The organism is Candidatus Enterococcus willemsii (assembly GCF_009933335.1).
Classification (GTDB): Bacteria; Bacillota; Bacilli; order Lactobacillales; family Enterococcaceae; genus Enterococcus_F; species Enterococcus_F willemsii.
The window spans coordinates 195,184-220,132 of the sequence record NZ_MAEL01000054.1 but is presented as its reverse complement, the minus strand read 5'-3'; the positions used below and the strand labels follow the sequence as shown (position 1 = coordinate 220,132).

Below are 24,949 nucleotides of genomic sequence, written 5' to 3'. Positions count from 1 at the left end.
CTTATTCACAAAGATTTAAAATAGCATTCATGTATATTTCCATATTCAACAACAAATCCTCTTCATCCATATATTCATCTACATTATGCGCAATCCCTTTTTGGCCAGGAAATGATGGACCAAACGCCACCGTTTCTGGTAAAAATCGGGCATAGGTTGCTCCAGTCGTCGTTACAGGCGTACTGTCCAAACCAGTAACATCACCATACGCTTTGGTTAACTGCTTGATTTCCAGACGATTCTTATCAACCAAAAGACTAGGAAGACTACGAATTAACGCCACTTTTGTCGGTATTTCCGCTTGATTAGCCACTTTTTCTAAGCCTGCTAAGATTTGTGCTTCTGTATAAGATACCGGATAGCGGATTGATAAACCTAATTTAAATCCCGTTGTTGTTTTTTCTAAGAGATACGGTGTCATGCTTAATTTCCCACTCATTTCATCTTGCCAAGCCATTTCCATACCTTCTCCATGATGTTTTTCATGTAAAGCATCATATAAGCCGGTGAAATAAGCTTTTAAAACCGAATCTTCCGTGTGGTTTTTAATTTTTTCAGCCAATAGTGTAATGGCATTTTCCCCTAATTCAGGTGCATTCGAGGGCGCTCGTTTCCCTCGAACACTGAGCATTTCACCTTCAAGGCTACATGTTAGCATATCGGGGACAAAACTGCGGGCTTGCTCACCCTCTATTTCAGAAATACGTGCTAATGATTCTGGAGGAAGGATAGATATCATCTCTACATTGATAATCCCTCTTTCGCCGTAAACTACTGGATACTTACAATCGGGAGTAAAGGCAAAAGTAGGCGCTTTTTCACTTTCTAAATAGCAATTAATATCCGATGAACCACTCTCCTCATCTGTTCCAAAAATAATTCGAAGTGTTTTATTTAGGCGATAGCCTTGCTCACTTAATAATTTCAATCCGTACAGACAAGAAAAAATTGGTCCTTTATTATCAAGTATTCCTCGACCATACAACTTACCATTGGCTTGCGTTAATTTAAATGGTGGATAGGTCCATTTTCCACCAGCAGCGACAACGTCTAAATGTCCAATAATTCCAATATAATCTTCAGCGCTCCCTACTTGAATATAAGCCAGTGCATTGTCGACTAGCTGGGCTTGAAAACCATAACTCTCTGCAATCTCGATAATTTTTTCCAACACTTTCTTATTCTGAATACCATATGGTGCACCCAATTCGGGTTTTTCTTTCACACTAGGTATCGCAATAATTTTAGCTAAATCGTCATAAAACTGTGTTTTATTTTTCTCAATTAATTCTCGAAAATCATGCGTTGACATTTTCTTACCTCCTTTACTCCTCATAAGTATTAGTTGACGAGAGTCTTCACAGACACCTTTTATGATTGATTCCCACTTAGAACTTACATCCATTTTTTTCCGATTGAGCAGATTAAAAATGGCCAAGCAGCGAAAATCGCGACTTGGCCTTCAGACTTTATCCGAAAGTCTAGCTAAACATCATCAACTTACACTGATTCTTTTATTTCATCAACCCAATCGTACGAATTTCATATGGTTGAAGTTCCGGAGTATACACCTCATCGGTTGGCTCTTCTAATAAGGTTAATATTTCTGGTTCGGCATGAGATTGTTCAATGGTCACAGACTTCATTTCGTCGGACATATTATATCCTCTTAAAATTAACTCTTGGTCTACTTTGCGACGCTTCAATGCTGTTGGGATAAATGTTTCGCCCTCAACTTTTACGTATTGATATGTTGTTGGATAGTTTCCTTTTTGGACAGCCACTTGGGCAACGGTAAATGGCACTTGGGCAGTATACGCATGTTTATACGTCGCATAACGTGTTTCCGGTGTAGCGTGCATTTCGATACTATAGTTGAAGGTATGCTCTCCTAAACATTGAGCTTCTGGTGTTGGGAAATACCCCCAATCTCCTAGTTCACGCACACAACGTAATAAAGTAACCGCAATCGTATCACCGACAATTTCATATTCATTTAAACCAAAGTTGCCAACCGTAACCCCATGTGCCGTGTCATGCAAGTTAGCAAATGCATGTTGGTGTTGTGGATTTGTCGGATTTTTCCAGCTAGCTGAAACAGCATTCGGACGAGTAACAACTTCATAAATACTATCTGCTTCATGCTGTTCGACATTAATTCCCGTTTCAAATAATACGCGTAATCGATGATCTTTCATTTGATTATTGACATGGGTTTCAAAATCAATCTTCTTACTATCTTTTGTCACTGTCATCAGTGTTTCAATCGTTAGTGGTGCGGTCTCTTTTGAACGTTGCGCTTTCCGTTGGGTAAAATCAATCACCATTTGTTGCTCTACATCCAATAACTCATCTGCAGAAACAGGGATATCTAAAACGTGAGTAATTTTGACAACTGCTTTCTCACTATGGTTTTCGAGTAACGTAATGGTTGCTTGTACATCACTTGATAAAATAGCTTGGTCATTTTCAGGTTGTTTAAAAATATATTCATTGGCGATATCACCGACATTCTCAAAAACAAGTAAATTTTCTTTTTTAACTTGTGTTTCTTTATCGGTCACTGTTAACGTACCATTGTCTGCAATCTCAACTTTCATTTGTTGATTTTCGATGACTGTTCCTGTCTTGTTTGCCAAAGGTGTAGCATCTGTTACTTCACGACCAGGTACCAAAGCAAAACCTTGCCATGAAAAAGCCGGTAAATCTTTCACTGGTAATTGAACCGTCACATAACGTTTCATATAAGGAATCCGGAAGCCATCTTTTGGTAAATCAAAATCAAAACGAACTTGTGCTTCTGAAATAGTTGCCGGTATAACATGACCATTTTCATCTTCAACATGATAATCCGTTTGAGGTAGCTCTGCCATTGCATGATAACATTGTGCAGGATAGCCTTCAGCAAAAGTCTGACGAGCAAGTTCAATTTCAATCTCTGCTTCACCACTTTTTGCAAGACCATTCGTATTAAACACCACAAACGGGAAACTATTTTCTGCAAAGTTACTTGTATCGATTGCTGATTTTAAGGTATTGACAGCTTCTTCTGCTACATATTTTCCGACTTCATTCGCTTTTTCAAAACGGGGAACCATTTCGCGATGGACTTCATCCACAGAACAACCACAAATACTATCGTGTGGATGATTTTGCATGAGTGTTTTCCAAGCATAGTCTAATTGGTCGTGAGGATACTTGCCACTTACTTCATAGGCCATACTTGCTAAAGGCTCAGCAATATTTTCTAATTGACGTTGGACACGTGTATTCCATTGTTTGAGATATACGCGAGCGGAAGCCGTGTTGGCTAATGTGTACCAACCATCTGTCTCTTGACTAGTTAATTCTCCAGTCACTGAACCTAAATCTTCCGGTAAATCATTACGGACTGCCTCCAAATAATCGGTAAAATTAGAATGAATGAACTCATAATCTGGATACAATTCATTAGCTAAAGCAATTGCTTTGGTAACATCTTTTTGAACTGGTTGATGATCACAACCGTTCATAAATAGCAGATGATTCGTCGATGCAAACTTCTCGGCATCGGCTAGTTTTTGATTCCAGAATTTGATGGCTGCTTCTTTTTCCGCAGGTATTTCATTGCCATTGCTGTACCAGTTGGCAAACAATAATCCAAAGATTTCAGATTGATCTGGACCTTTCCACCACATTTCAGAGTATTGAGAAGTGTAGTTTTCAGACTCTAGCACTTGGTTGTCAAAGCCGATTGGTTTCACTCCGCGACCGAAAGCAGCAGCATCAAAGCCAGCTTTTTGCATTAGTTGCGGTGCTTGTCCCATATTACCAAACGTATCTGGGAAATATCCTAATTTGACTGGTGTTCCCCATTTACGGCTTTCTTCCATACCAATCAGCATGTTGCGAACGTTTGATTCAGGGCTGATTAACCAATCATCTTGTAGAATGTAAAATGGTCCGATTCGTAATTTTCCATCATTAATTGCTTTTTGTACGGCCGCACGTTTTTCTGGTCGTACTTGCAAATAATCATCCAAAATGATTGTCTGTCCATCTAAATGAAAACTATTAAAATCAGAATCTGTTTCAAAAATTTCTAACAAATCGTCCATTAATTCTACTAATAACATATGATGTTTTTCATAAGCCACATACCATTCTCGGTCCCAGTGACTATGTGAAATAATATAGACTTTTTTCTTCATTTAATCTCTCCTATTTTTCGACTTGAATATCAAAGTAATCCATGACTAACTCACAAAACATCATATTCGCCCAAGAGAACCATTCACGTGTATATTGTGTTGGATCATCTACGTCAAAGCCTTCGTGCATCAAATGCGTACCTGCATCTGTTGCTACTAATTGATTTAAGATACGTTCTTTTTCCGCTTTGTCATCAGTCGTCATCCCTTCCATCGCCATGGCAATCGGCCAAATATAATTTTCGGGCGTATGGGAAGAACCAATTCCTTTTGCATATTTTCCTTCATAGAAATAAGGATTTTCTTTACTTAATAACGTTTTTCTAGTACGTAAATAACGTTCATCAGTCATTGAACCATACCCTAGATAAGGTGCTGAAATTAAGTTAGGAACATTGCTGTCATCCATAATCGATGCATTGCCTAAACCATCGACTTCATAGGCATAAATATCTTCTCCCGCAGCATTAGTTGTCCGTCCATGCGCCTCAATCCCCGCTTGAATTTCTTGACGTAGCGTATTGGCTTTTTCAACAATCGCTTCATCGTTTAATATGTGACTGAAAATTTCTGCTACGTAATCTAAAATAACGACAGCAAACATATTGGATGGAACTAAATACCCACCACCGGCACAGGCATCATCACTTGGTCGAAAGCCAGACCAGGTCATTCCTGTTGGAGCAACGGTTACTCCTTTTCCTTCATTTACTAACGTATCTTCTTTACGCCAGGTATCGCGTACGAAATTATATGGAGAACAATTATGGTCTTGTTCTACTTCAAATACCTGTAAAATCTTTTGCACACCGCTGACGAAATCTTCATTAAATTGATCCGTACGGCCAGTATTTTTATAGAGTAAATAAGCTAATTGAACAGGATAACATAATGAATCGATTTCATATTTACGTTCCCAAATCCAATCGTTCATTTCTGTATGATCTTCTTGATGACCTGCCCCGTTCGCTTCCTCGTTAAAGGCATTCGCATAAGGATCAATATTAATATAGAAAAATTGCTTTTTGACTAATCCACTAATCATAGCTGCCAAATCTTCATCTTCTTTGGCAATCACTAAATAGGGACGAACTTGCGCTGTTGAATCTCGAAGCCACATTGCTGGAATATCACCTGTTAATAAAAATGTGGTGCCATCTTCATGACGTTTGACTGTTGTCAGCAAGGTATTCGCAAAAGCTGCATTAAAATTTTCTGCCCAATCTTTATGAGCGTCGCCACATTTCTCTGTAATTTTCTTCATAAATTGTTCAACAGAATTTGGTATATCATTATAAGTCATTTTTTGCTTCCTCTCTCAGTTTGATATATCTTACAAACCGATTATACGCATAAAAAAAGGAAATGTCTACGCTTTCTTTTCTTTTTTTATTTATTATTCTTATTAATTATGTTATTATTCAATATATGATATATCAAAAGGAGTCGTATTCATGAATGAACCTTTATATAAACAAATTTTAAGACAGCTAAAACAAGAGATTCTTTCAGGGCAACGAGCAATAAACAGTCAATTACCTACTGAAAAAGAATTATCCGAGGCTTATCAAGTCAGTCGTATCACATCCAAACGCGCACTAACTGAACTAGAACAAGCCGGCTTGATTTATCGCGTTCGTGGAAAAGGCAGCTTTGTTAAAGAACAATTTGAACCCACTGTGCATTCTCCCTCTAACAAAGTGACACGTATTTTATTCCTCCTCCCCTTTTTACATGATTTATCGTTAGGAAATTTTACTGATGGCTTATTACCAGTCATGCAAGCACATCAAGTAGAAGTGATTATGGGGACATTAGATGTTTTTGAACAAAAAAAGTCTAACGAATTGATGACTGAATATGATGGTTTGATTTATTATTCCGATTATTCCGAACAATATTTAGATACTTTAGTTAATTTAGCTTTGGCTGATTTTCCTGTTATTTCATTAGATAAAAAGAATTTTGAATTGGATTTTCCGACAATTGTATCGGATAACTTAGCGGGTGGGCAATTGGCGACGCAACACTTGATTGATGAAGGTCATCAACGCATTGGTTATCTCTTTAATCATGCAACTCATCATCCACAGTCAGTTAAGAATCGATATATTGGCTATCTGCAAGCTCTGAACCAAGCGGATCTTGCTTTTCATACTTCAGCTATTGATTCGCTAGCAACCCAGTCTCACGTGATTCAATATGTTAAAAACAACCAATTAACTGCGCTAGTTTGTGAAAATGATATTGTCGCAATTGAAGCGATGCGGACATTAAAACAAGCTGGCTATGATTTACCAAAAGACTTATCGATTATTGGCTTTGATGACATTCAAGCAGCTCAATTTATTGAACCACCATTAACGACGATTGCTCAAGATTTTAAACAAATTGGGGAACTAGCTGGTAAAACCTTACTTACTTGGATTGAACAACAAGAAGTTCCCACTGATATTAAAGTGCCTGTTACATTTATCCAACGTCAGTCAACCAAACAAATTTAATTATTCAAAGGAGACATTATGCTTACTCAAACAATCGACACACGTCACGGAACTGCAAATCAATATAGTTTTTCAAATGGCAACTGCCTGCCTTATACAGGCGTACCATTTGGGATGAACTACTTTGCTCCCCAAACCACAGATCAGAAAGGAAGTTGGTGGTTCCATCCGGAAGATGCTACTTTCCAAGGGTATCGCCTTACACATCAACCAAGTCCATGGATGGGAGATTTCAGCCATTTAATTTTTACACCGGTTAGCGGCAAGTTAACTGAGCGTTCCCTCTTTCATGTCCAAAGTTCCTATCGCCCAACAGAAAGTACCTTCCATCCCACTCATTTAACAATTAAACAATTACGTTACGATATCCAATCAACACTTATCCCAAGTATGTATGGTGGCGTCTTAACGATGAATTTCCAACAAAATGAGAACGGTTTATTATTGACTCTTCCTGGACGCTATCGCTATGAGGTACAAGACAAGCAAACTGTTGTAGTTGAAATCATCAATTTTTCTGGCTGTGAAGATGCTGATTTTACATTTTATCTGGTCATGCATTTTGAACAACCATTTTTCACAGAGCATGTATCTGGAGAAGGCGAAGATGGCACACTGTTGCTTTCATTTACTAATCAGCAGCAAGTTGTTCGTTTTGGAACCTCATTTATTAGTCAGAAACAAGCACAATTAAATTTAGCGCGCGAAAAGACGTTGCAACCAAATGAATATTTACAACAAAGTCAACAGCTATGGCAAGACTTATTGCAACGTATCGAAATTGAACATCATGATACCAAACAAGTCGCAACTTTTTATCATAATTTATATCGTACGTTCTTATTTCCACAAACTTTTTATGAACGTGATGAAAATAATCAGGCGATTCATTATGATACATTAACGAAACAAGTTCGTTCTGGCATACTGTATACCAATAATGGTTTTTGGGATACGTATAAAACAGTCTATCCACTCTATTCATTAATTGCCCAAGAAAAATACGAAGAAATGCTCGAAGGCTTTTTAACGAGTTATCGTGAAACTGGCTATTTACCTAAATGGCTGTCGCCTGATGAACGTGGATTAATGCCTGGAACTTTGATTGATGCGGTCATTGCAGATGCTGCGGTCAAACAAATTCGTCCTGATTTAATGCCAGAATTTCTGGCAGCAATGAAAAAAGCGGCTACTATCCAAAGCGATAATCCTAATTATGGACGCCAAGGAACAACCGATTATTTAAAATATGGCTATGTCCCTAGCGATTACCATGAATCTGTCAACCATACCTTGGACTATGCATACAGCGACTTTTGTATTAGCCAAGTTGCCCAAACTTTAGGGGAAAGCTCCGATGCAACCTACTATCAAAAACAAGCGCGCAATTATCAACACCTCTTCGATTCAAAAACAGGTTTTATGCGAGCAAAAGATAAAAACGGACAATTTCGGGAAGATTTTTTATCAATCCGTTGGGGAAAAGATTATGCAGAAGGTAGCGCTTGGCAAAGTAGTTTTGCTGTTTACCAAGACTTCGCTGGTCTTATTCAACAATTTGGTGAAGAGCAATTTGAGCAAAAATTAATCGAACTTTGCAATCAAGCTCCACATTTCAATGTCGAAGGCTATGGCTTTGAAATTCATGAAATGACTGAGATGGCCGCCATTGAATTTGGTCAATTAGCAATTTCTAATCAACCAAGTTTCCACTATCCTTTCTTATTTAGCTATATTGGAAAACCAGAAATGGCACAACCTTTAATTAAACAATTATTGACACAGACTTTTGATAACAGTACTACTGGTTATCCAGGTGACGAAGATAACGGTAGTATGGCCGGTTGGTATATCTTTAATAGTTTAGGTTTTTATCCAGTAACCCCCGGTACTGGTGAGTACGTCATCGGTATGCCTTTATTTGATAAAGCTACCTTACATCTATCAAATGGCGAAACCTTAACCATCGAAAGTAGCCCAAATTATTCTCAGCAACAGTTTTTACATCAAGTTCTACGCAATGGACAAGCATATCAAAAACTATTTTATGCACACGAAGATTTAATGCAAGGTGGTACAATTTTCAATCAGTTAGGAATCGTACCAAACGCTAAAAAATATACACCTGAAGATTATCCTTTCTCATTAACATAAAAAGCAAGCGAATCAAATGATTCGCTTGCTTTTTAACTTCCAATAAAATAACTCATAAATAGACTAGCAATATTAAAGTAAATTAAGACACTCGTTAAATCACTTAAGGTTGTAATAAAAGGGCCACTAGCAACCGCAGGATCAAATCCTAGCTTATCCATTAACATCGGAATTAAACTTCCGGCCAAATTGGCAACGGTAATTGCACACATCATCGCCATTCCAATGACAAATCCTAGAATTGGATTACCTTTCCAGACTGCTACAATTGCAAAAATTGTTAACCCAGTAATCGCTCCTGTCACAATCCCAGTTAATACTTCACCAATGACCGTCGCAAAGAAACTATTTTCTTTGTCATCATTCATCGCTAACCGACGAACCGCAACCGCCAGTGATTGTGTTCCCGCATTTCCGGCGGTTCCCGTAATTAATGAAATGAACACTGCTAAAATACTAGCCTCACTAACTAACACTTCATAATGACTAATCAAACTGGCTGTCGCCATACCTAAAAAGAGCAAGGTAATTAACCACGGCAGACGCTTTCCAGCTGCTTTAATTGGGTTTTCACTAATTTCTTCAACGTTAACCCCAGCCAAACCAGAGTAGTCACTCGCTGCTTCTTCATCAATAACGTCAATAATATCATCGACAGTTACAATCCCTAATAAATGATCTTCATAATCAGTAACAGGTAAAGCTAAGAAATCATAATCACGGAATGTTTGGGCAATATCTTCTTGGTCATCGCCGACGTGAACCGAAATAACCCGTTCACTCATTACATCAGCAATCATCATATCATCATCATTAATAATTAAGTCCCTTAACGAAATGACACCCACTAAATGATTTTCTTGATCTACCACATAAATATAGTAAATTGTTTCAGCCGTTTTAGCTTCTTGTTTCAACACATACATGGCAGAACGAACGGTCTGATTGGCTACAATCGACACATATTCCGTCGCCATAATCGAACCTGCTGTATCGTCTTCATAATGCAACATGACACGCAATTCAGCTGCATCTTCCGCATTCATCAAACTTAAATATTTCGCAACTTCTCTTTTATCTAACGTACTCAGTAAATCGACAGCATTATCGGTAAACATTTCCGAAAGCATCTCAGCAGCATAACTTAAACGCATTTCTGAGAGATAATCCTTCATATATTCGTTATCTTCTTCAATAACATCAAACATATCCCCAACTTCTTTAGGTGAAAGATAGGAATAGACAATCAATCGCTGTGCTTCGGTCAAAGATTGATAAAATTGTCCTTGTTCGTAGGTATGCATATCCAAGAAAGTCTCTCGAAATTCTTGCAAGTTTCCTTCGTCTAAATCTTTTTTTAATTGTTCAAAAACCGTTTCTAACTCTTGTGTTTCATCCAATTTCTTCACCTCACATCAATCGTCTCTTTAATTGCTTTCATGTCTTCTGGTAACGGACAATCAAAGACTAATTGTTCATTTGTAAATGGATGACGAAACTGGAGATGACGACAGTGTAAAGCTTGTCGTACCAGTGATAACGCCATCGTTCCACCATACATATCATCGCCGACTAGCGGACAACCAATTGCCGAAAAATGGACACGAATTTGATGGGTACGTCCGGTATGCAATTGAATATCCACAAATGCTAACGTATCATTTTTAGCTGACAACCAGTACTCCGTTTCAGCAAAACGGCCATCTTCTGTCACTTGGCGTTTAATGATAGAAGTCAAATCACGACCAATCGGTAATTCAATTCTACCGTGTTCTTGTAATTCTGCGATATTTCCACAAAGCAATGCTTGGTATTTCTTGATAATTTCTTTCTTTCGTAACTGAACATCCAATTTTGCATGCGCAAAGCCATGTTTGGCAAACAGCATCAAACCAGATGTATCACGATCCAAACGAGTGACGACATGGACCACTTGATCAGCATATCCTCGACGTTTATAGTAAGCTTTAACGCGATTCGCCATCGTATTATTTGGATGATATTGTGCTGGAATTGAGGAGACACCTGCTGGCTTATTGACCAATAGCAGATGCTCATCTTCAAACACAATCTCAATCGGCGTTTCATCTAGTAACAACGTCTCATGCTCTGCTTCATCAGGAGTTACCACACAAATTTGATCTCCCAATGTTAAAAGATAAAGTACATTTTGCTCGCACCCATTGACGAATAAATGGCCCCCTTGAAATTTGATTTTTGCCAGCAAACCTTTTGAAATTCCCTGTTCTTTGAGAAAAAATTTTAATTGCTGGGGCTCATCTTTTTGATAGGTATACATAAATTTCATAAGTTCTATACTTCTCCAATAAACGCATCTCTTACTCGATGCCAAAAATGCATATGACGATACGAAGCAAAATGAATACGTTCCTCTGCAATTTTATATTCGACTGATTTAATTTCATCTTGTTGGATATTGAATTGATCAATCGTAACCAAATAATCCGTACTATTCTGCAACTGGATTTCTACCCATTCTTGCTGAGCAACAACAATCGGAGAACCCAATGTGCGAAACACACGATTATTTAACGAAGCAATTTCAGCTAATTGAAAGGCATTGATACTTGGATGCAATACTGCGCCTCCCACACTTTTATTGTACGCAGTTGAACCTGTTGGCGTTGACACCGATAGACCATCTCCACGAAAACGCTCAAACATTTCATCTTTGATTAATACATCCGCAACCATCGTCCGACTGCCACGCTTAATCGTTGATTCATTTAATGCCAGAAAATGTTTATCTGGTTTACCATTGCGGTATTTAATCCGCACATCCAACAAAGGATAACTGACACTTTTTTCTTGGTCATTACACAATGAATTGACTAATTCTTCTAATTCATAATCACGCCAATCAGTATAAAAACCTAAATGACCTGTATGCACACCTAAAAAACGCACACGATCTAATTTATGATTATACAAATGGAATGCCGAAAGTAACGTGCCATCCCCACCAATCGAAATCACAATATCTGGATTGTCACGGTCAATTTCATGGCCACTTTGTTTCAATAATTGGTACAAACGATCCGCTGCTTGTAATGATTGCTCGACATGGCTATGGATAACGGCTACTTTTAATTTTTTCATTTGGGCTCTTCCTTCCATTCAGCGATTCGCTGATAACTTAAATCAGTCGAACTGCCCTTTCCATGTGAAAATAAATGTTGGGCCTCCTGAATTTCTTCACGGATACTTGACATCTCTTCATCTAGTTGATCTGCTGCTTCAGCTGCTCGTTTCAAACGATCGCCGATTTCTTGTGGAAAATCTCCTTGATATTTATAATTTAATGAATGCTCAATCGTTGCCCAAAAATTCATCGCTAAAGTCCGAATCTGGATTTCAGCTAAAATCTTCTTTTCCCCTTCAACTAATTGAACAGGGTATTCAATCACCAAATGGTAAGAGCGATAACCACTCGCTTTATGGTTGGTCACATAGTCACGTTCAATAATGACTTTCATATCCTTACGACTACGCAACAGCCGCACGACTTCATGGATGTCCTCAACAAATTGACACATAATTCGTAAACCAGCAATATCAGACATTTCCATCTCTAAGCGGTCTAATGGAATATTACGTAATTGCGATTTAGCCAAGATACTTTCCACAGGTTTCACGCGACCAGTCACAAACTCAATAGGTACATGTTGATTTTTCTCACGAAATTGCTTACGAATCCCGCGTAATTTCACCTTCAATTCGGCGACCGTTTGCTCATAAGGGGCTAAAAAGCTATCCCAATCTTTTTCCATCTAACATCCCTCATTTCTACGCTAACATACATGTACCATTTTAACATAAGTAACTCAAAAGCTTTAGTATTCCTTTTCGAATTTGTGCAATTCTCTTTAAAAGTTGACGAATGCCCTACTTTACGTTACAACAGAGACAAACAATTGAAAGGAGCATTCGATGAAACAACTTGAAATTGAATTTAAAACTCTCTTAAGTGAACAAGACTATTTACGCTTATGTGCTTATTATCAATTAACTGCCGATGACTTTTATACACAAACCAATGTCTATTTCGACACACCGACCAATGACTTACGTCACAAAAAATGTGGCTTACGTATTCGTCAATATACAACAAAGGGAGAAATCACCTTAAAAACACCACAAGCAGTTGGTTTACTCGAAACAACTGATCGATTAACCCTCGAAGAAACAATGGATTCACTGGCAAAAAAACAACTTCCTGAAGGAGCGGTGACAAAAGAACTTCGACAGTTAGGCATTGATCCCAATCAATTGCAAGTCCTTACTAGCTTAACAACCAAACGCGCAGAATTCGCAATTCCGGAAGGATTACTGGCTCTGGATGAAAGCTGGTATAACCAACAACATGACTACGAACTAGAACTCGAGGTCAATGATGCACACTTAGGAAAAGTAGCCTTCGATGCTTATTTAACCACGCACCAGCTTCCTTACAAATTTGCAGAAAATAAAATTGTACGGGCAACCAAGTAACCAAAAGTCTTTTATTTTGCCTTTTTTTGCTTTTCTGTTAAAGTAAGAATGATTTATTGATTATGCTTGGAGGCTCTTCCAATGATTGAAATTTATTTATTTATCCATCCGTTAGGTCAGCTATGCTATGAAGCAGAATGCAAATTATTAGACTTTATTTATCAGGATTCACATAAAATTCATTTGCAAATCCTTCCTTTAGTTAATTTGATGACCAATACTAGTGTGATGAAACGTGCAGGTTATGATGCAAGTAACTTAGCTTGTCGCAATGCTTTTTTAATGCAGTCCTATGAAGCAGCCTTAGATTATAAAGCGGCACAGCTTCAAGGAAAAAAGTATGCACGAAATTTTTTATTACAATTACAGACAGCTTTATTAAAACAGCATCTGCCTTATTCAAAACAATTAACCGAACAATTATTCAAACAAACAGGTGGCGACTTAGAAATGTTTCGAGAAGACCGCCAGTCAACGTTGATTAAAGAAATGTTCTGGCAAGACCAATGTACAGCTCGTGAAATGAACATCCAACAACAAACTTCAGCGGTTATTTACAATCACGATACTCAAAATGTTGGTCTTTTGCTACAAGGTATCGACGAATTACAATGGATTCCAAATTTGTGTCACACAAATCAATCAGCTACTATAACTTTACTGGAAAATCATTCCTGATTTTCCAGTTTTTTGCCTATCAGTTTCTTTTTATGCTAAAAAAATGGTAAACTTATTTAGTTAATAATAAAAAAAGAAGGGTTTGAAGAAATGGAATTTATTGGAACATTATGCCTCATTTTAGTAGCAACTACCTTAGGCTCACATCTTTCAAGACGAGTGGGTATTCCTTCTGTGATTGGGCAATTATTAGTGGGTGTTATCCTAGGAACTGCTGGATTGAACTGGGTTCATCCCGATCTCTTAGTCCACGAATTTTCTGAAATTGGCGTTATTCTGTTGATGTTTCTTGCCGGCTTAGAAAGTGACTTATCTCTTTTACGAAAGTATTTTAAACCAGGTTTATTAGTTGCTGTGTTAGGAATTGTGTTTCCTGTTATTTTAGGGTGGGGAACTGGGGAACTATTCCAAATTGATTTTAAAGAAGCTTTATTTTTCGGTTTAATTTTAGCGGCAACTTCAGTTAGTATCTCAGTAGAAGTTCTTAAAGAATTAAATGCCGTGAATACCAAAGAAGGTTCCACCATCTTAGGTGCTTCTGTCGTCGATGATATTTTAGTGGTACTAGTACTTAGCTTAAGTCTCTCATTCTTTACTGGAGAAACAACGACTGATGGACCTATTTCATTAATTTTATTGGAACAAGTCTTTTACTTTATTTTAATTTTCTTACTAGTAAAATGGATTGCGCCATATTTAATGCAATTAGCTGAAAAATTATTTGCCAATTCAGCAATTATCATCACTTCTTTAGTCATCTGCTTAAGCATGTCTTTCTTGGCTGATTTAGTTGGTTTAAGTTCTGTCATTGGTGCTTTTTTCGCAGGAATTGCTGTCAGCCAAACTAAAGTGCAACACGAAGTCTATCATAATGTTGAAGCATTAGGTTATTCAGTCTTTATCCCAGTCTTCTTTGTTAGTGTTGGCTTAGAAGTCACGTTTGATAACTTCTCTGAACATTTACTTTTCATTATTGTCTTTACAATTGTTGCAATTGCTTCAAAATTGGTCGGTGGGTACTTAGGATCAAAATTCGCTGGATTTGAAAACAATAGTGCATTAATGGTCGGTGCAGGTATGATTTCTCGTGGTGAAATGGCCTTAATCATCATTCAAATCGGTCAACAATCCAATATGATTGAACCACAGTATTATTCACCTTTAGTAATTATTGTTTTAATTAGTACACTTGTTTCACCACTATTCTTAAAATACTTTACGAAAAAAGTGTATTAACACCTTACTAAAAAAAAGCTAGCTCACTCGTTAATCAGAGTCAGCTAGCTTTTCTTTATGTGACAATTCTTCTCTATCTCCTTGTTCCATTTGTTGCAATTGCATCCGAATTTTCTGTGCGATTCCAGCATCCGTCAAAATAAGTAAACCATCGCCTCCTAACATCACCGTATCACCATGTGTTAACAATTCTGTTTCCCCTCGGCGAATGGAAGTGACCAACATCTCTTGGGGCCATTTAATATCACGTATCATTTGTTCATCGAATAAACCACCAGGAGCGACAGAATAGGTCATAACCGTCTTCTTGCCCGAAATCTTACCAAAATCTGGTCGAACCAGGCGATCTAATAACGTTTCATAAATGGGTTTAGCCCCCAAACAATCCGCAACAATATAGCTAGTCAAAACTACAATCCCTATCGACATCAGTTGTGCCAAATTTCCCACCATTTCAGTCACTAACACAATCGCTGTCAATGGGGCTTTTCCAATAGCCGCAAAATAGCCTGCCATTGAAAAAATTAAAAAGTTTTTGATAAAGTCCGCATCAATCCCTAGTACTTGGTGTAAAAACAACCCATAAATCGTCCCTAAAATTGCACCTAATGACAAAATGGGCAAAAAAATCCCACCAGGTAAATTAGAACCATATGAAATCATCGAAAAAATAAATCGAAATAGAAACAAAGCAAGTAAAAGCCAAATACTAACCGATGAAACCGAGACATAAAAAACAATTTGATTCCCACCACCTAAAAAATAAGGAAAAAACACCCCTAAAGGAATAATCAATAACAGCGGAACAACGCTATAATAATTACTAGAAAGACAGGAAATTTTTCCATACCATTTTGGTAAAGCAAGTAAGACTTTTTGGTATATACGACCCGCAGTCCCCAATAACACGCCTAAAATAGGTAACGTCCAATAATAGGACAACGGTAAATTTTGTATCTCGCCGATATATAGAACAGGTTTTAAACCAAAAAAATGAAGAGAAACAAAATTAGCTGTAATCGCAGCCGAAAAAGAAGTTAACCAAAGTAATGGTGAAAATGAGTGGTGTACTTCTTCCAATACAAATAATAAGCCAGCAATAGGAGCATTAAAAGCTGCTGCTAACCCTGCACTTGCACCGCTAGAAATCAAAATTTTCTCTTCTGACTTGCTTTGCTTCATTTTTTCACTGATTCCTTGCGCCACAACAGCCCCTAATTGAATCGAAGGACCTTCACGTCCTAGAAACAAACCAGAACTAATTGCTAATACCCCACCAATAAATTTCTTCCACAAAACGGAAAACCAATGAATAGATAGTTGACCTCGAAGTTGGCCTTCTACTTGCGGAATCCCACTTCCTTTAATATTTGGTTCACTTTGAATCAACTTACCTAAAATAAGTGCTAATAATAAAGATCCCATTATCCAAGGAATGAGCCATTGGGGTTCTTCTCGTAAAAATACATAAGCAGCAACAACTTTTTCACTTATTTGTTCAATCAACAAGCGAAAAAAACTCACAACAACTCCCGACAGCAAGCCGACAAGTAGCCCTTTGCCAATAAATTGCATTTTTGTTCCATCAATCTTCTTTAATTCACTTTCTTCATTCATCCAATCATCTCCCTATTTATGATACAGCTAAAAAATAGGTCTTTCAAGAAAATTTTCAGAAAGAAAAATACTGCCTCTAAAAGAGACAGTATCCTTGTTTAGTTTTCTAATTCAGCAACCAGTGATTCTAGTTCATTCAAGCGTTCTTCAAAGACTGCCATTGCATCTTCTAAATAAGTTGCTTGGGTCATATCCACGCCAGCTTTTTTCATGACTTCAATTGGATAATCACTGCTACCTGATTTTAAGTAGTTTAAATAATTTGTTAGAGCATCTGATCCTTCATGCAAAATTTTGTTTGCTAAAGCGGAAGCCGCAGAAAAACCAGTTGAATATTGGAAAACATAATAGTTGTAGTAGAAATGTGGAATACGTGACCATTCCAAACGAATTTCCGGATCATCGGCTAATGCTTTTCCATAATATTTTCGATTCAACTCACCGTAACTCTCACTTAAAAATTCACTTGTTAATGGTGTACCTTTTGCATCTTCTACATGCATAAAATGTTCAAACTCGGCAAATTGTGTTTGACGGAAAACTGTTCCTTTAAAGCCATCTAAATAATGATTCAATACATATGCACGCACACGAGGATCCGTTTCAGTTTCCAATAAATGCTCGGTCAAGATGTTTTCATTTGTTGTCGAAGCAATCTCAGCTAGAAAAATTGAGTAGTCGCCATACACATATGGTTGGTTTTTACGTGTAAAGTAACTATGAACACTATGCCCCATTTCATGAACCAGAGTATATAATTGGTCCAACGTATCATGCCAATTCATTAAAATGTAAGGTAACGTATCATACGCACCTGAAGAATAGGCTCCGCTACGCTTCCCTTTATTCTCCACTACATCAATCCAACGATTGTTAAAAGCTTCTTTTACGACTGTTAAATATTCTTCTCCCATTGGTGCTAAAGCTTCAATCGCTTTATTCACAGCTTCATCATAAGTATAACTGATTGGCGCTTCACCTAATAAAGGCGTATACACATCATACATATGCAATTCATCAACTTTTAACAGACGTTTGCGCAATTCCATATAACGATGTAGCAATGGTAAATTTTTATTAACGACTGCAACTAAGGTATCATAAACACTTTCTGGAATATGATTATTGCTTAATGCCGCTTCACGTGCTGAATTGTATTTACGAATTTTTGCTCGATAATTATGAGCTTTAATATTTGTACTTAGCGTCGACGCAAAGGTATTTCTAAATTGCTCATAAACACTATATAAACCCTTGAACGCAGCTTCTCTTACGCGTCGGTCAGTACTTTCTAGCAATTGTCCATACAACCCATGAGACAATTGGACACTTTCGCCATTTTCACCTTCAATGGTTGGGAAAACTAAATCTGCATTATTTAACACAGAAAATGTATTGCTAGCTGAGCTGAAAATCTCCCCCGCACCGGCTAACAATGCTTCTTGTTCTGCTGGTAATACGTGCGCACGGTTATCAACTGTTTGTTGTACAAAATGACGGTACACTTCTAATGCGGGAACTTCGTCAAAATATCCCCAAATTGTCGCATCATCTAATGTTAGTAATTCTGGCTCAAACCAAGAAATAGCTTCGCTTGTTTGAGCTAACAAACTGCTTGCACGCGCATACAATCCTTGATAAGTCGTATTTGCTGTATCTTGATCATTTTTCAAGTGGCTATAAACATAGAGCGTTTCTAATTTACGAGAAACATCTAAAATAAATTCTAAGGCTTCCAGAAAAGCTGCTCCGCCGTTTTTCAAAGTTCCTTTATAGGTGTCAGCTTTTGTTAACTCCGTTTGGACTTCTTTAAAAGCCTCTTCAAAAGCGGCATCATCAGCAAAAATTTTGGTTAAATCCCAAGTCACTGATGTAGCAACTTCTTCACGTAATGGTAACTGTTTCGTTTCAGACATAACTCATTCCTCCTACTTTTCAATAAAGCAAGTGTATCATACTTTTTTTGTTCACCACACTAAAAATTACTGCTTTCTTGTAAAAAGCAACTCTCATCATAAACAGCTCTAAGAATTTCTTTTTGGGAAACTAAAGGAAAATACCAGGAAAAATCAATGCTTTTTATCCTGTCCAGCCATTGGTGAAAGTTGGCTGAGACAGTCACGCAATAGCGCAGAAACAATAACAAATCTTCAAAATAAAAGAAAAACTCACTAGCACTATAACACCATTCAGGTAAGGTTTGAATATTTCCTTTTAATCGGTAGATTTGTTCCTGTATTTCTTGTATTTTTTCATTTCCTTGAAATAATTTTTTCTGAATCGTATAGCGATACGCACTGACTTCCCAATGATAATCTGATCTATCAGGTTCAAATAAAAAAACTTGAGCTAATGGTGACTCCATAAAACGCCAGCGCTTCTTTTGAAAAAAATACCCCAATTGAAAATGCCAACGAATGTGATAAAACAATTGAATTTCTTTTTGTTGATTCGCTATTACCCATAAATGACACCCTTTCTTAAAATCATAATAACTAAACGCTTTTTGCAAGTGACTCCAGCGTTTACGTGGTGTCAACTTTTGGCCCACTAACCACCACGGTTGATAGTGATGATTTTGATAATTTTTGGTACGTTCAATTAATCTTGTAAGGGAAAGTGGCGAACATTGAATTTCAACTGCCACACGGTTAATTAGTAAATCTGGACGTTGCTGCAGTTCCGGTAAATAAGCTTCCAATTGTCCACTCCCACTCCAAGTAAGCAACATTTGTTTATTCATCAAATGTTCCAATGTTTCACCCTCACTAAAATAAGCACAACCTGTGTAGGCAACATGAGCAAAATGTGGAATCTTAATTTTCCCATGCTTTAATCGAACAGGTGCTTTGCAACTTGGACAAATAGCTTCTACTTTACCTTTACACTTATCTGCATATACTTTGATTCCGGCTTTTGTTTCTGCAACTAGCATACTCTCACCTCATTATTAATTACGTAAAAAGTGAGAAAATTTTTTTATCTACCGCTTATATTATTCTTGTACAAGATTATTAATAGATTGAACATTTGTTAATGCAATAGTTGTTTTAAAAATGCTATTTATTTTATCAACGAACTCTAAAAATCCTTCATCTTTTGGATAATCCCATTCGATGTCGAAATCCATCTTAAAAAAATCTACGACATAATTAATACTAGGTTTAAAACGTAATAATCCATCGGTAAAAGACAACAGATATTCACGTTCCACATCAGAAAGTTCATGCAACGTGCCAATTTTAACAAAGATTTGATTATCATTTGGTTCAAAGTCATAATCATAAAATTGCCATCCAAATTCTTTCGATGCTGGTTTAAACGCATCTTGAAGTAATAAATACGCGACAATTTCATAAGGTCTTTCTCGGTACGAAAATTGGTAAAATTCTACTTCCTTTGTTAAAATCAAACGATCAAATTGCATATCCAGCGCCATATAATTCTTCTCCTTCAACATCTATTTATTACATCATTGTATTCTAAAAGGTTCGCCTTGCATACCAGAATAATCGTACATACTGAATATTGAACTTAAGCGAACTTTCCCTCCAATTTTCCCATATCTTTTTATCCTAAAATAAATATATGTTATGATATTCAAGAAAATAATGCTTTTACAAGGAGGTCCAGATGGAAACGCGAAAATATTTAGGGTTAGCTGCTGATAAACAATCCTATATAAACGAAAATGAAGAAGCCCAATTCAGAGTATATTCGCTAGATTATGGTTGGAAAATACTCATTCCCAGCTTTCTAGAGGATGAAAATATTAAATTCTTACAAAGAAAAGAGTTCGATGAACATACCCAAGAAGTCGGAATTTATTTACTTACTCTGCAAACATTACGAACAAAGCACACAAAATTTAAGCTGTCTTATGACAATCAAGAAATTGACTTAGGTCCGTTTCCCCTTACTTTTCTAGCTGTACAGACCAATACGAAGAAAAAAGAAGTAATTATCTGGCTGAAAGAAAAATATTGGCTTCCAACAGAGCCAGTTGAAAATTTGGATACCGATGACGAAAATGAGGAAGAGGATGATAGACATGCGGACTTTTTTGACGAATCGATTTTCTAAAAATAAATACACACCTTTATACTATTCTATTGAACTAATCGATGGGTGGAAACTCACCGTTCCTGAAGAATTGTATGATAGTATCTACGCCTCATCAGAAAAAAATGAGGAAGACTTGATTACTATTTCAGTAGAAAAATACAATCGCTATACAAATCAAACCATGTTCATTCGTATCTTCCATGATTCAGTGATGGTTGATTCATTCTTCGACGGCTATGATTTTCTAAGAATCAATGCAACGACAAAAGAGATAACGATATTTGATGAATAAGTAAATCCCCCGCATGAATGAAACTCATCCATGCGGGGGATTTATTTTTTAAGCAATTTTATTCTTCAAAATATCTTCGTGTCATGCCGATTGCATCATTTTCCATAATTAGCTCACCATGTTCAGCAAGAACTTCTGCTGTAACTGTACTCTTACGACCAAATTCAGTTAAAATAGCTACTTGGTTTTCGATTTGCTTATCTGTTACCCATTCTTCTAAGAATTGTACAGTTAAAAAGTAACGATTATTCATTAAATAAAGATTTGTTATACTATTTTCTACTTGAACTTGTGCAGACAATTGAACCATACCTTCAAATGTGCCTAATTCTAAGACAAGATCTCGTTTAACAACGGGTTCTTTTGGTTGTTCTTTTTTAGTAGGAAGCGGTTCTTTAAACCATTCCATTAACTCCTCTTGAGAATATCCTTCATAAGATTCTGGGTCTTCATTTTTTAGCCAGTTCGTAATTTCTTCTGGCGAGTAATAATCACCATACACATCATAAGGATTTATGTTTTCAAGTGAAGCATTCTTGCTAATAAACAATTCCAAGCCATCACCTTTAGGCATTACTTGGAAAGTAACTGCTTCGCTTCCTTTGAATTCATCATCAACGTCAACTTCTTCTAAAATACTATAGAAGAAACTTTCAACTTCTTTTTGATTTCCCAATAAGTCTAAAAAAGTGATCCCTCTAGCAGCTAAATCTTCGCTTTTAATTAATACACGAATTGTATTTTCATTAATATGTTCCATTTCCATATTAGCTACACCTCACTTATTTTGATACTATAGCTATATTGTAACGGATGCGACAAAAATGTAAAGAGAAAAACGTTACAAAGACACTTTGACTGGTTGATTCCACTTTTTCTTAATGAAAAAGTAAAGAGCCGAACTTTTAGTCAGTCCGACTCAGTAAGTATTATTTTATAATCCGGCCATCAACTGTGCTTGACGTAATTCTAATTGACGTACATCGCGTGGTAAAAAGCGACGAATTTCATCTTCATTAAATCCTACTTGCAAGCGTTTCTCGTCAATCATAATTGGTCGACGTAACAAGCCAGGGTTTTCTTGGACAAGCGTTAATAAATCTTTTAGTGGCAGTTCATCTAAATCCATGTTTAACTTTTGGAAAACTTTGGAACGGGTCGAAATAATCTCTTCGGTACCATCTTCCGTCATTTGTAGAATTGATTTCAATTCGGAAATATTTAAAGGTTCAGAGAAAATATTTCGCTCTACGAAAGAAATTTGATGCTCTTGTAGCCAAGCACGAGCTTTTCTACATGACGTGCAACTTGGGGAAGTATATAGTGTCAACAACGTGTATCACTCCTTTTTAAAATTTAAAACAGAAGAATCATTTGTTTCACTTCTGTTTCTATTATAAACCAATTTTTTGAGAATTACTAGTTTTATTTTTAAATTTCTAATCAAAAAAATGTTATTTTAAAAAAAAACATATCAAATTTAACCGCGTTTTATCAAGCTTTTTTCTATTTTAGAAAAAAATTTTTTTCTTTTCTCATTTTTTTATTATTATATAACAGGATAGAAACCCTGTTATATAATGAAATGTTTTATACGGATTGAAAAATCTTTTTTTGTATTTCTGTTTTTGCTTTTTTTAATAACTTATTAAAAATAAGGAGCCATTAACACTATAAGAACAACGCCTTTCACTGTTCACCTTATTCAAAATAAGCAATAAAGTAGTCAGCTAGTCCAAAATTCTACGTTTATTTTCAATAAACTCCCTATTAAAGTGTGTTACTTTTTTAACGACTATTCAGTAATTTTTTAGACACCCACCTTTTTTTCCTGAAAAAAAATGAACATTCCTGTGAAAAATTAGAAACTCACCAAAAATAGGTGTGATGACTCTCATCCAACAAAAAAACCAAATAATGATGGGCATTTCATTAACTATGCCTCATCGATTATTTGGTTTTTCTATTTATTTATGAAATTGTGCATCATATAATTTACGATAATGCCCCTTTTTAGCCATCAACGCTTCATGAGTTCCTTCTTCTAAAATACCGTCCTCACTCATCACTATAATGCGCGTTGCGTGCTTAATAGTTGCCAGACGATGGGCAATAATTAAGGTCGTTCGTCCTTCAGCAAGTGAGTTTAATGATTCTTGAATTACTTGCTCGGTTTCTGTATCTAAAGCAGATGTGGCTTCATCTAAAATTAAGATTGGCGGGTTTTTTAAGAACATGCGCGCAATCGCTACACGTTGGCGTTGCCCACCAGATAATTTCACACCACGTTCACCAATAACCGTATCTAAACCATCGCTCATTTGCGCAAGCACACCTTCTAAATGTGCTAACTTCACAGCTTGGCGAATCTCTGCTTCGGTGGCATCTAAACGACCATAGGCAATATTTTCACGAATCGTACCTGGGAATAAGAAGACATCTTGCTGCACAGTTCCAATTTGATTACGTAATGATTCTAATGTCATGTCTTGAATATCCATTCCATCAATCGTAATCTGACCTTCTGTGACATCATAAAATCGTGGCAATAAGTTACACAAGGTTGTTTTTCCTGAACCACTTTGACCTACAAAGGCAACTGTTTCCCCTGCTTGAATCTCTAAAGAAATGTCGTTCAATACTTTCGAGCCATCTGCATAAGCAAATGACACTTGATGATAAGAAATATTACCATTCAAATGAGTTACTACTTGCGCATCTGGTTTATCTTTAATCAGTGGTTCTTTATCCAGTTCCTCTGTTAAGCGTTTGAACCCGGCAATCCCCTTTGGATAGCTTTCAATCATCGTATTCACCTTTTCAATTGGACGTACAAAGACATTTGAGAGTAAAATAAAGCCTACAAATTCCCCCGCTTTTAATTCCCCACGAATCATATAGTAAGAACCAAAAATCAAGGCAAATAAATTAATCAAGCGAATCATCAAATAATTATAAGCGGAACTGACTGCCATTACTTTGTAAAAAACAATTTTTGATCGACGATACAACTCGCTTAAACCATTAAAACGTTGCGCTTCATATTCTTCTTTCGCAAACGATTGGGTTACTCGAATCCCACTAACTGCTGCTTCCACGCCTGCATTAAATTCACCTAGATTATCATAGATGTCTGTATTTACATTGGTCATCTTTTTATTAAAGAAAATCAAGGCAATCGCAATCAACGGAATGGCTGCAAAAGTTGCTAAAGCTAGCTGCACATGCATATTTAACATCAAAATGAACGAACCGACCAACGTCATTACAGTGATAAAGACATCTTCTGGACCGTGATGAGCAACCTCAGAAATTTCAAATAGATCGGTCGTCAAGCGACTAATCAATTTCCCTGTCTTCTGATTGTCATAATATTCAAATGATTGCTTTTGCAAATGTTGAAACAATTCTTTACGCATATCTGTTTCAATATTTACGCCTAATTTGTGACCATAAAAAACGACAACGTATTGTAAAATCGTATTAATAATATAGAAAATAAATAATCCTATGCAAGCTAATAAGACATAGCGAAAATTATTTTGTGGCATAATTTTGTCAATAACTTGATTGACGGCAACCGGAAAAGCCAACTCCAATAACCCAGCTACAATCGCACAACAGAAATCTAAAATAAATAAAGATTTATATGGTCGATAATAGCTAAAAAAACGTTTAAACATCAAACCCCTCCCCTAATT

The 24,949-nt window shown here is 36.6% G+C and carries 21 protein-coding genes; 7 read left to right on the top strand and 14 right to left on the bottom strand.

All coding sequences use genetic code 11. From position 1 onward, the window contains the following. Nucleotide 1: 1 nt before the first annotated feature. The 3 genes from BAU17_RS12140 to BAU17_RS12130 all read right to left on the bottom strand — a co-directional run bounded on the left by BAU17_RS12140 (nt 2) and on the right by BAU17_RS12130 (nt 5,493). The gene (locus BAU17_RS12140) at nt 2–1,312 is read right to left on the bottom strand and encodes a Sapep family Mn(2+)-dependent dipeptidase (protein ID WP_161903090.1); all 1,311 of its coding nucleotides are present in this window, start codon (nt 1,310–1,312) and stop codon (nt 2–4) included. 202 nt (nt 1,313–1,514) lie between these two features. Continuing rightward, nucleotides 1,515–4,190 (bottom strand): alpha-mannosidase, encoded by a 2,676-nt coding sequence (locus BAU17_RS12135; RefSeq protein ID WP_161903089.1) that lies wholly within the window; start codon nt 4,188–4,190, stop codon nt 1,515–1,517. A gap of 10 nt (nt 4,191–4,200) precedes the next feature. After that, nucleotides 4,201–5,493 carry a glycoside hydrolase family 125 protein gene (locus tag BAU17_RS12130; protein ID WP_161903088.1) on the bottom strand — a complete coding sequence of 431 codons (1,293 nt, stop codon included), beginning with the start codon at nt 5,491–5,493 and terminating at the stop codon, nt 4,201–4,203. A 151-nt stretch (nt 5,494–5,644) separates the two neighbouring features. Between BAU17_RS12130 and BAU17_RS12125 the strand changes: the two genes are divergently transcribed. After that, entirely contained in the window at nt 5,645–6,694 is a 1,050-nt protein-coding gene (locus tag BAU17_RS12125) for a GntR family transcriptional regulator (protein WP_161903087.1), read from the top strand. Between the two features lie 18 nt (nt 6,695–6,712). Beyond that, nucleotides 6,713–8,848, top strand: coding sequence for a GH92 family glycosyl hydrolase (locus BAU17_RS12120; RefSeq protein WP_161903086.1), 2,136 nt, complete (start codon nt 6,713–6,715; stop codon nt 8,846–8,848). 32 nt (nt 8,849–8,880) lie between these two features. On the opposite strand, the gene mgtE is transcribed toward BAU17_RS12120, so the two are convergent. The 4 genes from mgtE to yjbM are packed head-to-tail and all read right to left on the bottom strand — an operon-like array spanning nt 8,881 to nt 12,639. After that, complete coding sequence (gene mgtE / locus BAU17_RS12115) at nt 8,881–10,248, bottom strand: magnesium transporter (RefSeq protein ID WP_161903085.1); 1,368 nt, start codon at nt 10,246–10,248, stop codon at nt 8,881–8,883. 5 nt (nt 10,249–10,253) lie between these two features. After that, nucleotides 10,254–11,156 (bottom strand): RluA family pseudouridine synthase, encoded by a 903-nt coding sequence (locus BAU17_RS12110; RefSeq protein WP_161903084.1) that lies wholly within the window; start codon nt 11,154–11,156, stop codon nt 10,254–10,256. A gap of 5 nt (nt 11,157–11,161) precedes the next feature. Continuing rightward, entirely contained in the window at nt 11,162–11,968 is an 807-nt protein-coding gene (locus BAU17_RS12105; protein WP_161903083.1) for an NAD kinase, read from the bottom strand. Beyond that, nucleotides 11,965–12,639 carry a GTP diphosphokinase gene (gene yjbM, locus BAU17_RS12100; RefSeq protein WP_161903082.1) on the bottom strand — a complete coding sequence of 225 codons (675 nt, stop codon included), beginning with the start codon at nt 12,637–12,639 and terminating at the stop codon, nt 11,965–11,967. Before yjbM ends, BAU17_RS12105 begins: the two co-directional genes overlap by 4 nt. 160 nt (nt 12,640–12,799) lie before the next feature. On the opposite strand from yjbM, the gene BAU17_RS12095 reads away from it, so the two are divergent. From BAU17_RS12095 to BAU17_RS12085, 3 genes are all read left to right on the top strand, one after another. Beyond that, the gene (locus tag BAU17_RS12095) at nt 12,800–13,360 is read left to right on the top strand and encodes a CYTH domain-containing protein (RefSeq protein WP_161903081.1); all 561 of its coding nucleotides are present in this window, start codon (nt 12,800–12,802) and stop codon (nt 13,358–13,360) included. An 81-nt stretch (nt 13,361–13,441) separates the two neighbouring features. Continuing rightward, the gene (locus tag BAU17_RS12090; protein WP_161903080.1) at nt 13,442–14,038 is read left to right on the top strand and encodes a DsbA family protein; all 597 of its coding nucleotides are present in this window, start codon (nt 13,442–13,444) and stop codon (nt 14,036–14,038) included. A 90-nt stretch (nt 14,039–14,128) separates the two neighbouring features. Beyond that, entirely contained in the window at nt 14,129–15,274 is a 1,146-nt protein-coding gene (locus BAU17_RS12085) for a cation:proton antiporter (protein ID WP_161903079.1), read from the top strand. A 30-nt stretch (nt 15,275–15,304) separates the two neighbouring features. Here BAU17_RS12085 and BAU17_RS12080 read toward each other — a convergent pair whose 3' ends face one another. The 4 genes from BAU17_RS12080 to BAU17_RS12065 form a co-directional block, all read right to left on the bottom strand. Next, nucleotides 15,305–16,891: a ClC family H(+)/Cl(-) exchange transporter gene (locus tag BAU17_RS12080; RefSeq protein ID WP_161903078.1), complete on the bottom strand. Its 1,587-nt coding sequence runs from the start codon at nt 16,889–16,891 to the stop codon at nt 15,305–15,307. Nucleotides 16,892–16,989: 98 nt separating this feature from the next. After that, entirely contained in the window at nt 16,990–18,807 is a 1,818-nt protein-coding gene (gene pepF / locus BAU17_RS12075; protein ID WP_161903077.1) for an oligoendopeptidase F, read from the bottom strand. A 59-nt stretch (nt 18,808–18,866) separates the two neighbouring features. Then, nucleotides 18,867–19,826, bottom strand: coding sequence for a competence protein CoiA (locus BAU17_RS12070; RefSeq protein WP_161903076.1), 960 nt, complete (start codon nt 19,824–19,826; stop codon nt 18,867–18,869). Between the two features lie 60 nt (nt 19,827–19,886). After that, nucleotides 19,887–20,330: a hypothetical protein gene (locus tag BAU17_RS12065; RefSeq protein ID WP_161903075.1), complete on the bottom strand. Its 444-nt coding sequence runs from the start codon at nt 20,328–20,330 to the stop codon at nt 19,887–19,889. Nucleotides 20,331–20,524: 194 nt separating this feature from the next. On the opposite strand from BAU17_RS12065, the gene BAU17_RS12060 reads away from it, so the two are divergent. Beyond that, nucleotides 20,525–20,974 carry a hypothetical protein gene (locus tag BAU17_RS12060; RefSeq protein ID WP_161903074.1) on the top strand — a complete coding sequence of 150 codons (450 nt, stop codon included), beginning with the start codon at nt 20,525–20,527 and terminating at the stop codon, nt 20,972–20,974. Continuing rightward, on the top strand, nt 20,943–21,248 hold the full coding sequence (locus BAU17_RS12055; protein WP_161903073.1) for a hypothetical protein: 306 nt from the start codon (nt 20,943–20,945) through the stop codon (nt 21,246–21,248). Before BAU17_RS12060 ends, BAU17_RS12055 begins: the two co-directional genes overlap by 32 nt. A 58-nt stretch (nt 21,249–21,306) precedes the next feature. Here the strand turns inward: BAU17_RS12055 and BAU17_RS12050 are convergent, their stop codons facing one another. From BAU17_RS12050 to BAU17_RS12040, 3 genes are all read right to left on the bottom strand, one after another. Further along, a complete protein-coding gene (locus BAU17_RS12050; RefSeq protein ID WP_161903072.1) occupies nt 21,307–22,014 on the bottom strand; it encodes an adaptor protein MecA in 708 nt (235 codons plus the stop codon). Nucleotides 22,015–22,182: 168 nt separating this feature from the next. Then, nucleotides 22,183–22,581 (bottom strand): transcriptional regulator SpxA, encoded by a 399-nt coding sequence (spxA, locus tag BAU17_RS12045; RefSeq protein WP_161903071.1) that lies wholly within the window; start codon nt 22,579–22,581, stop codon nt 22,183–22,185. 634 nt (nt 22,582–23,215) lie between these two features. After that, complete coding sequence (locus BAU17_RS12040) at nt 23,216–24,931, bottom strand: ABC transporter ATP-binding protein (protein ID WP_161903070.1); 1,716 nt, start codon at nt 24,929–24,931, stop codon at nt 23,216–23,218. Between the last annotated feature and the right edge of the window lie 18 nt (nt 24,932–24,949).

Bases quoted from the DNA above. Each gene is read 5' to 3' on its own strand.
- BAU17_RS12140 (WP_161903090.1), bottom strand. From the start codon at position 1,312: ATGTCAACGCATGATTTTCGAGAATTAATTGAGAAAAATAAAACACAG.
- BAU17_RS12135 (WP_161903089.1), bottom strand. From the start codon at position 4,190: ATGAAGAAAAAAGTCTATATTATTTCACATAGTCACTGGGACCGAGAA.
- BAU17_RS12130 (WP_161903088.1), bottom strand. From the start codon at position 5,493: ATGACTTATAATGATATACCAAATTCTGTTGAACAATTTATGAAGAAA.
- BAU17_RS12125 (WP_161903087.1), top strand. From the start codon at position 5,645: ATGAATGAACCTTTATATAAACAAATTTTAAGACAGCTAAAACAAGAG.
- BAU17_RS12120 (WP_161903086.1), top strand. From the start codon at position 6,713: ATGCTTACTCAAACAATCGACACACGTCACGGAACTGCAAATCAATAT.
- BAU17_RS12110 (WP_161903084.1), bottom strand. From the start codon at position 11,156: ATGAAATTTATGTATACCTATCAAAAAGATGAGCCCCAGCAATTAAAA.
- BAU17_RS12105 (WP_161903083.1), bottom strand. From the start codon at position 11,968: ATGAAAAAATTAAAAGTAGCCGTTATCCATAGCCATGTCGAGCAATCA.
- yjbM (WP_161903082.1), bottom strand. From the start codon at position 12,639: ATGGAAAAAGATTGGGATAGCTTTTTAGCCCCTTATGAGCAAACGGTC.
- BAU17_RS12095 (WP_161903081.1), top strand. From the start codon at position 12,800: ATGAAACAACTTGAAATTGAATTTAAAACTCTCTTAAGTGAACAAGAC.
- BAU17_RS12090 (WP_161903080.1), top strand. From the start codon at position 13,442: ATGATTGAAATTTATTTATTTATCCATCCGTTAGGTCAGCTATGCTAT.
- BAU17_RS12085 (WP_161903079.1), top strand. From the start codon at position 14,129: ATGGAATTTATTGGAACATTATGCCTCATTTTAGTAGCAACTACCTTA.
- BAU17_RS12080 (WP_161903078.1), bottom strand. From the start codon at position 16,891: ATGAATGAAGAAAGTGAATTAAAGAAGATTGATGGAACAAAAATGCAA.
- pepF (WP_161903077.1), bottom strand. From the start codon at position 18,807: ATGTCTGAAACGAAACAGTTACCATTACGTGAAGAAGTTGCTACATCA.
- BAU17_RS12070 (WP_161903076.1), bottom strand. From the start codon at position 19,826: ATGCTAGTTGCAGAAACAAAAGCCGGAATCAAAGTATATGCAGATAAG.
- BAU17_RS12065 (WP_161903075.1), bottom strand. From the start codon at position 20,330: ATGGCGCTGGATATGCAATTTGATCGTTTGATTTTAACAAAGGAAGTA.
- BAU17_RS12060 (WP_161903074.1), top strand. From the start codon at position 20,525: ATGGAAACGCGAAAATATTTAGGGTTAGCTGCTGATAAACAATCCTAT.
- BAU17_RS12055 (WP_161903073.1), top strand. From the start codon at position 20,943: ATGCGGACTTTTTTGACGAATCGATTTTCTAAAAATAAATACACACCT.
- BAU17_RS12050 (WP_161903072.1), bottom strand. From the start codon at position 22,014: ATGGAAATGGAACATATTAATGAAAATACAATTCGTGTATTAATTAAA.
- BAU17_RS12040 (WP_161903070.1), bottom strand. From the start codon at position 24,931: ATGTTTAAACGTTTTTTTAGCTATTATCGACCATATAAATCTTTATTT.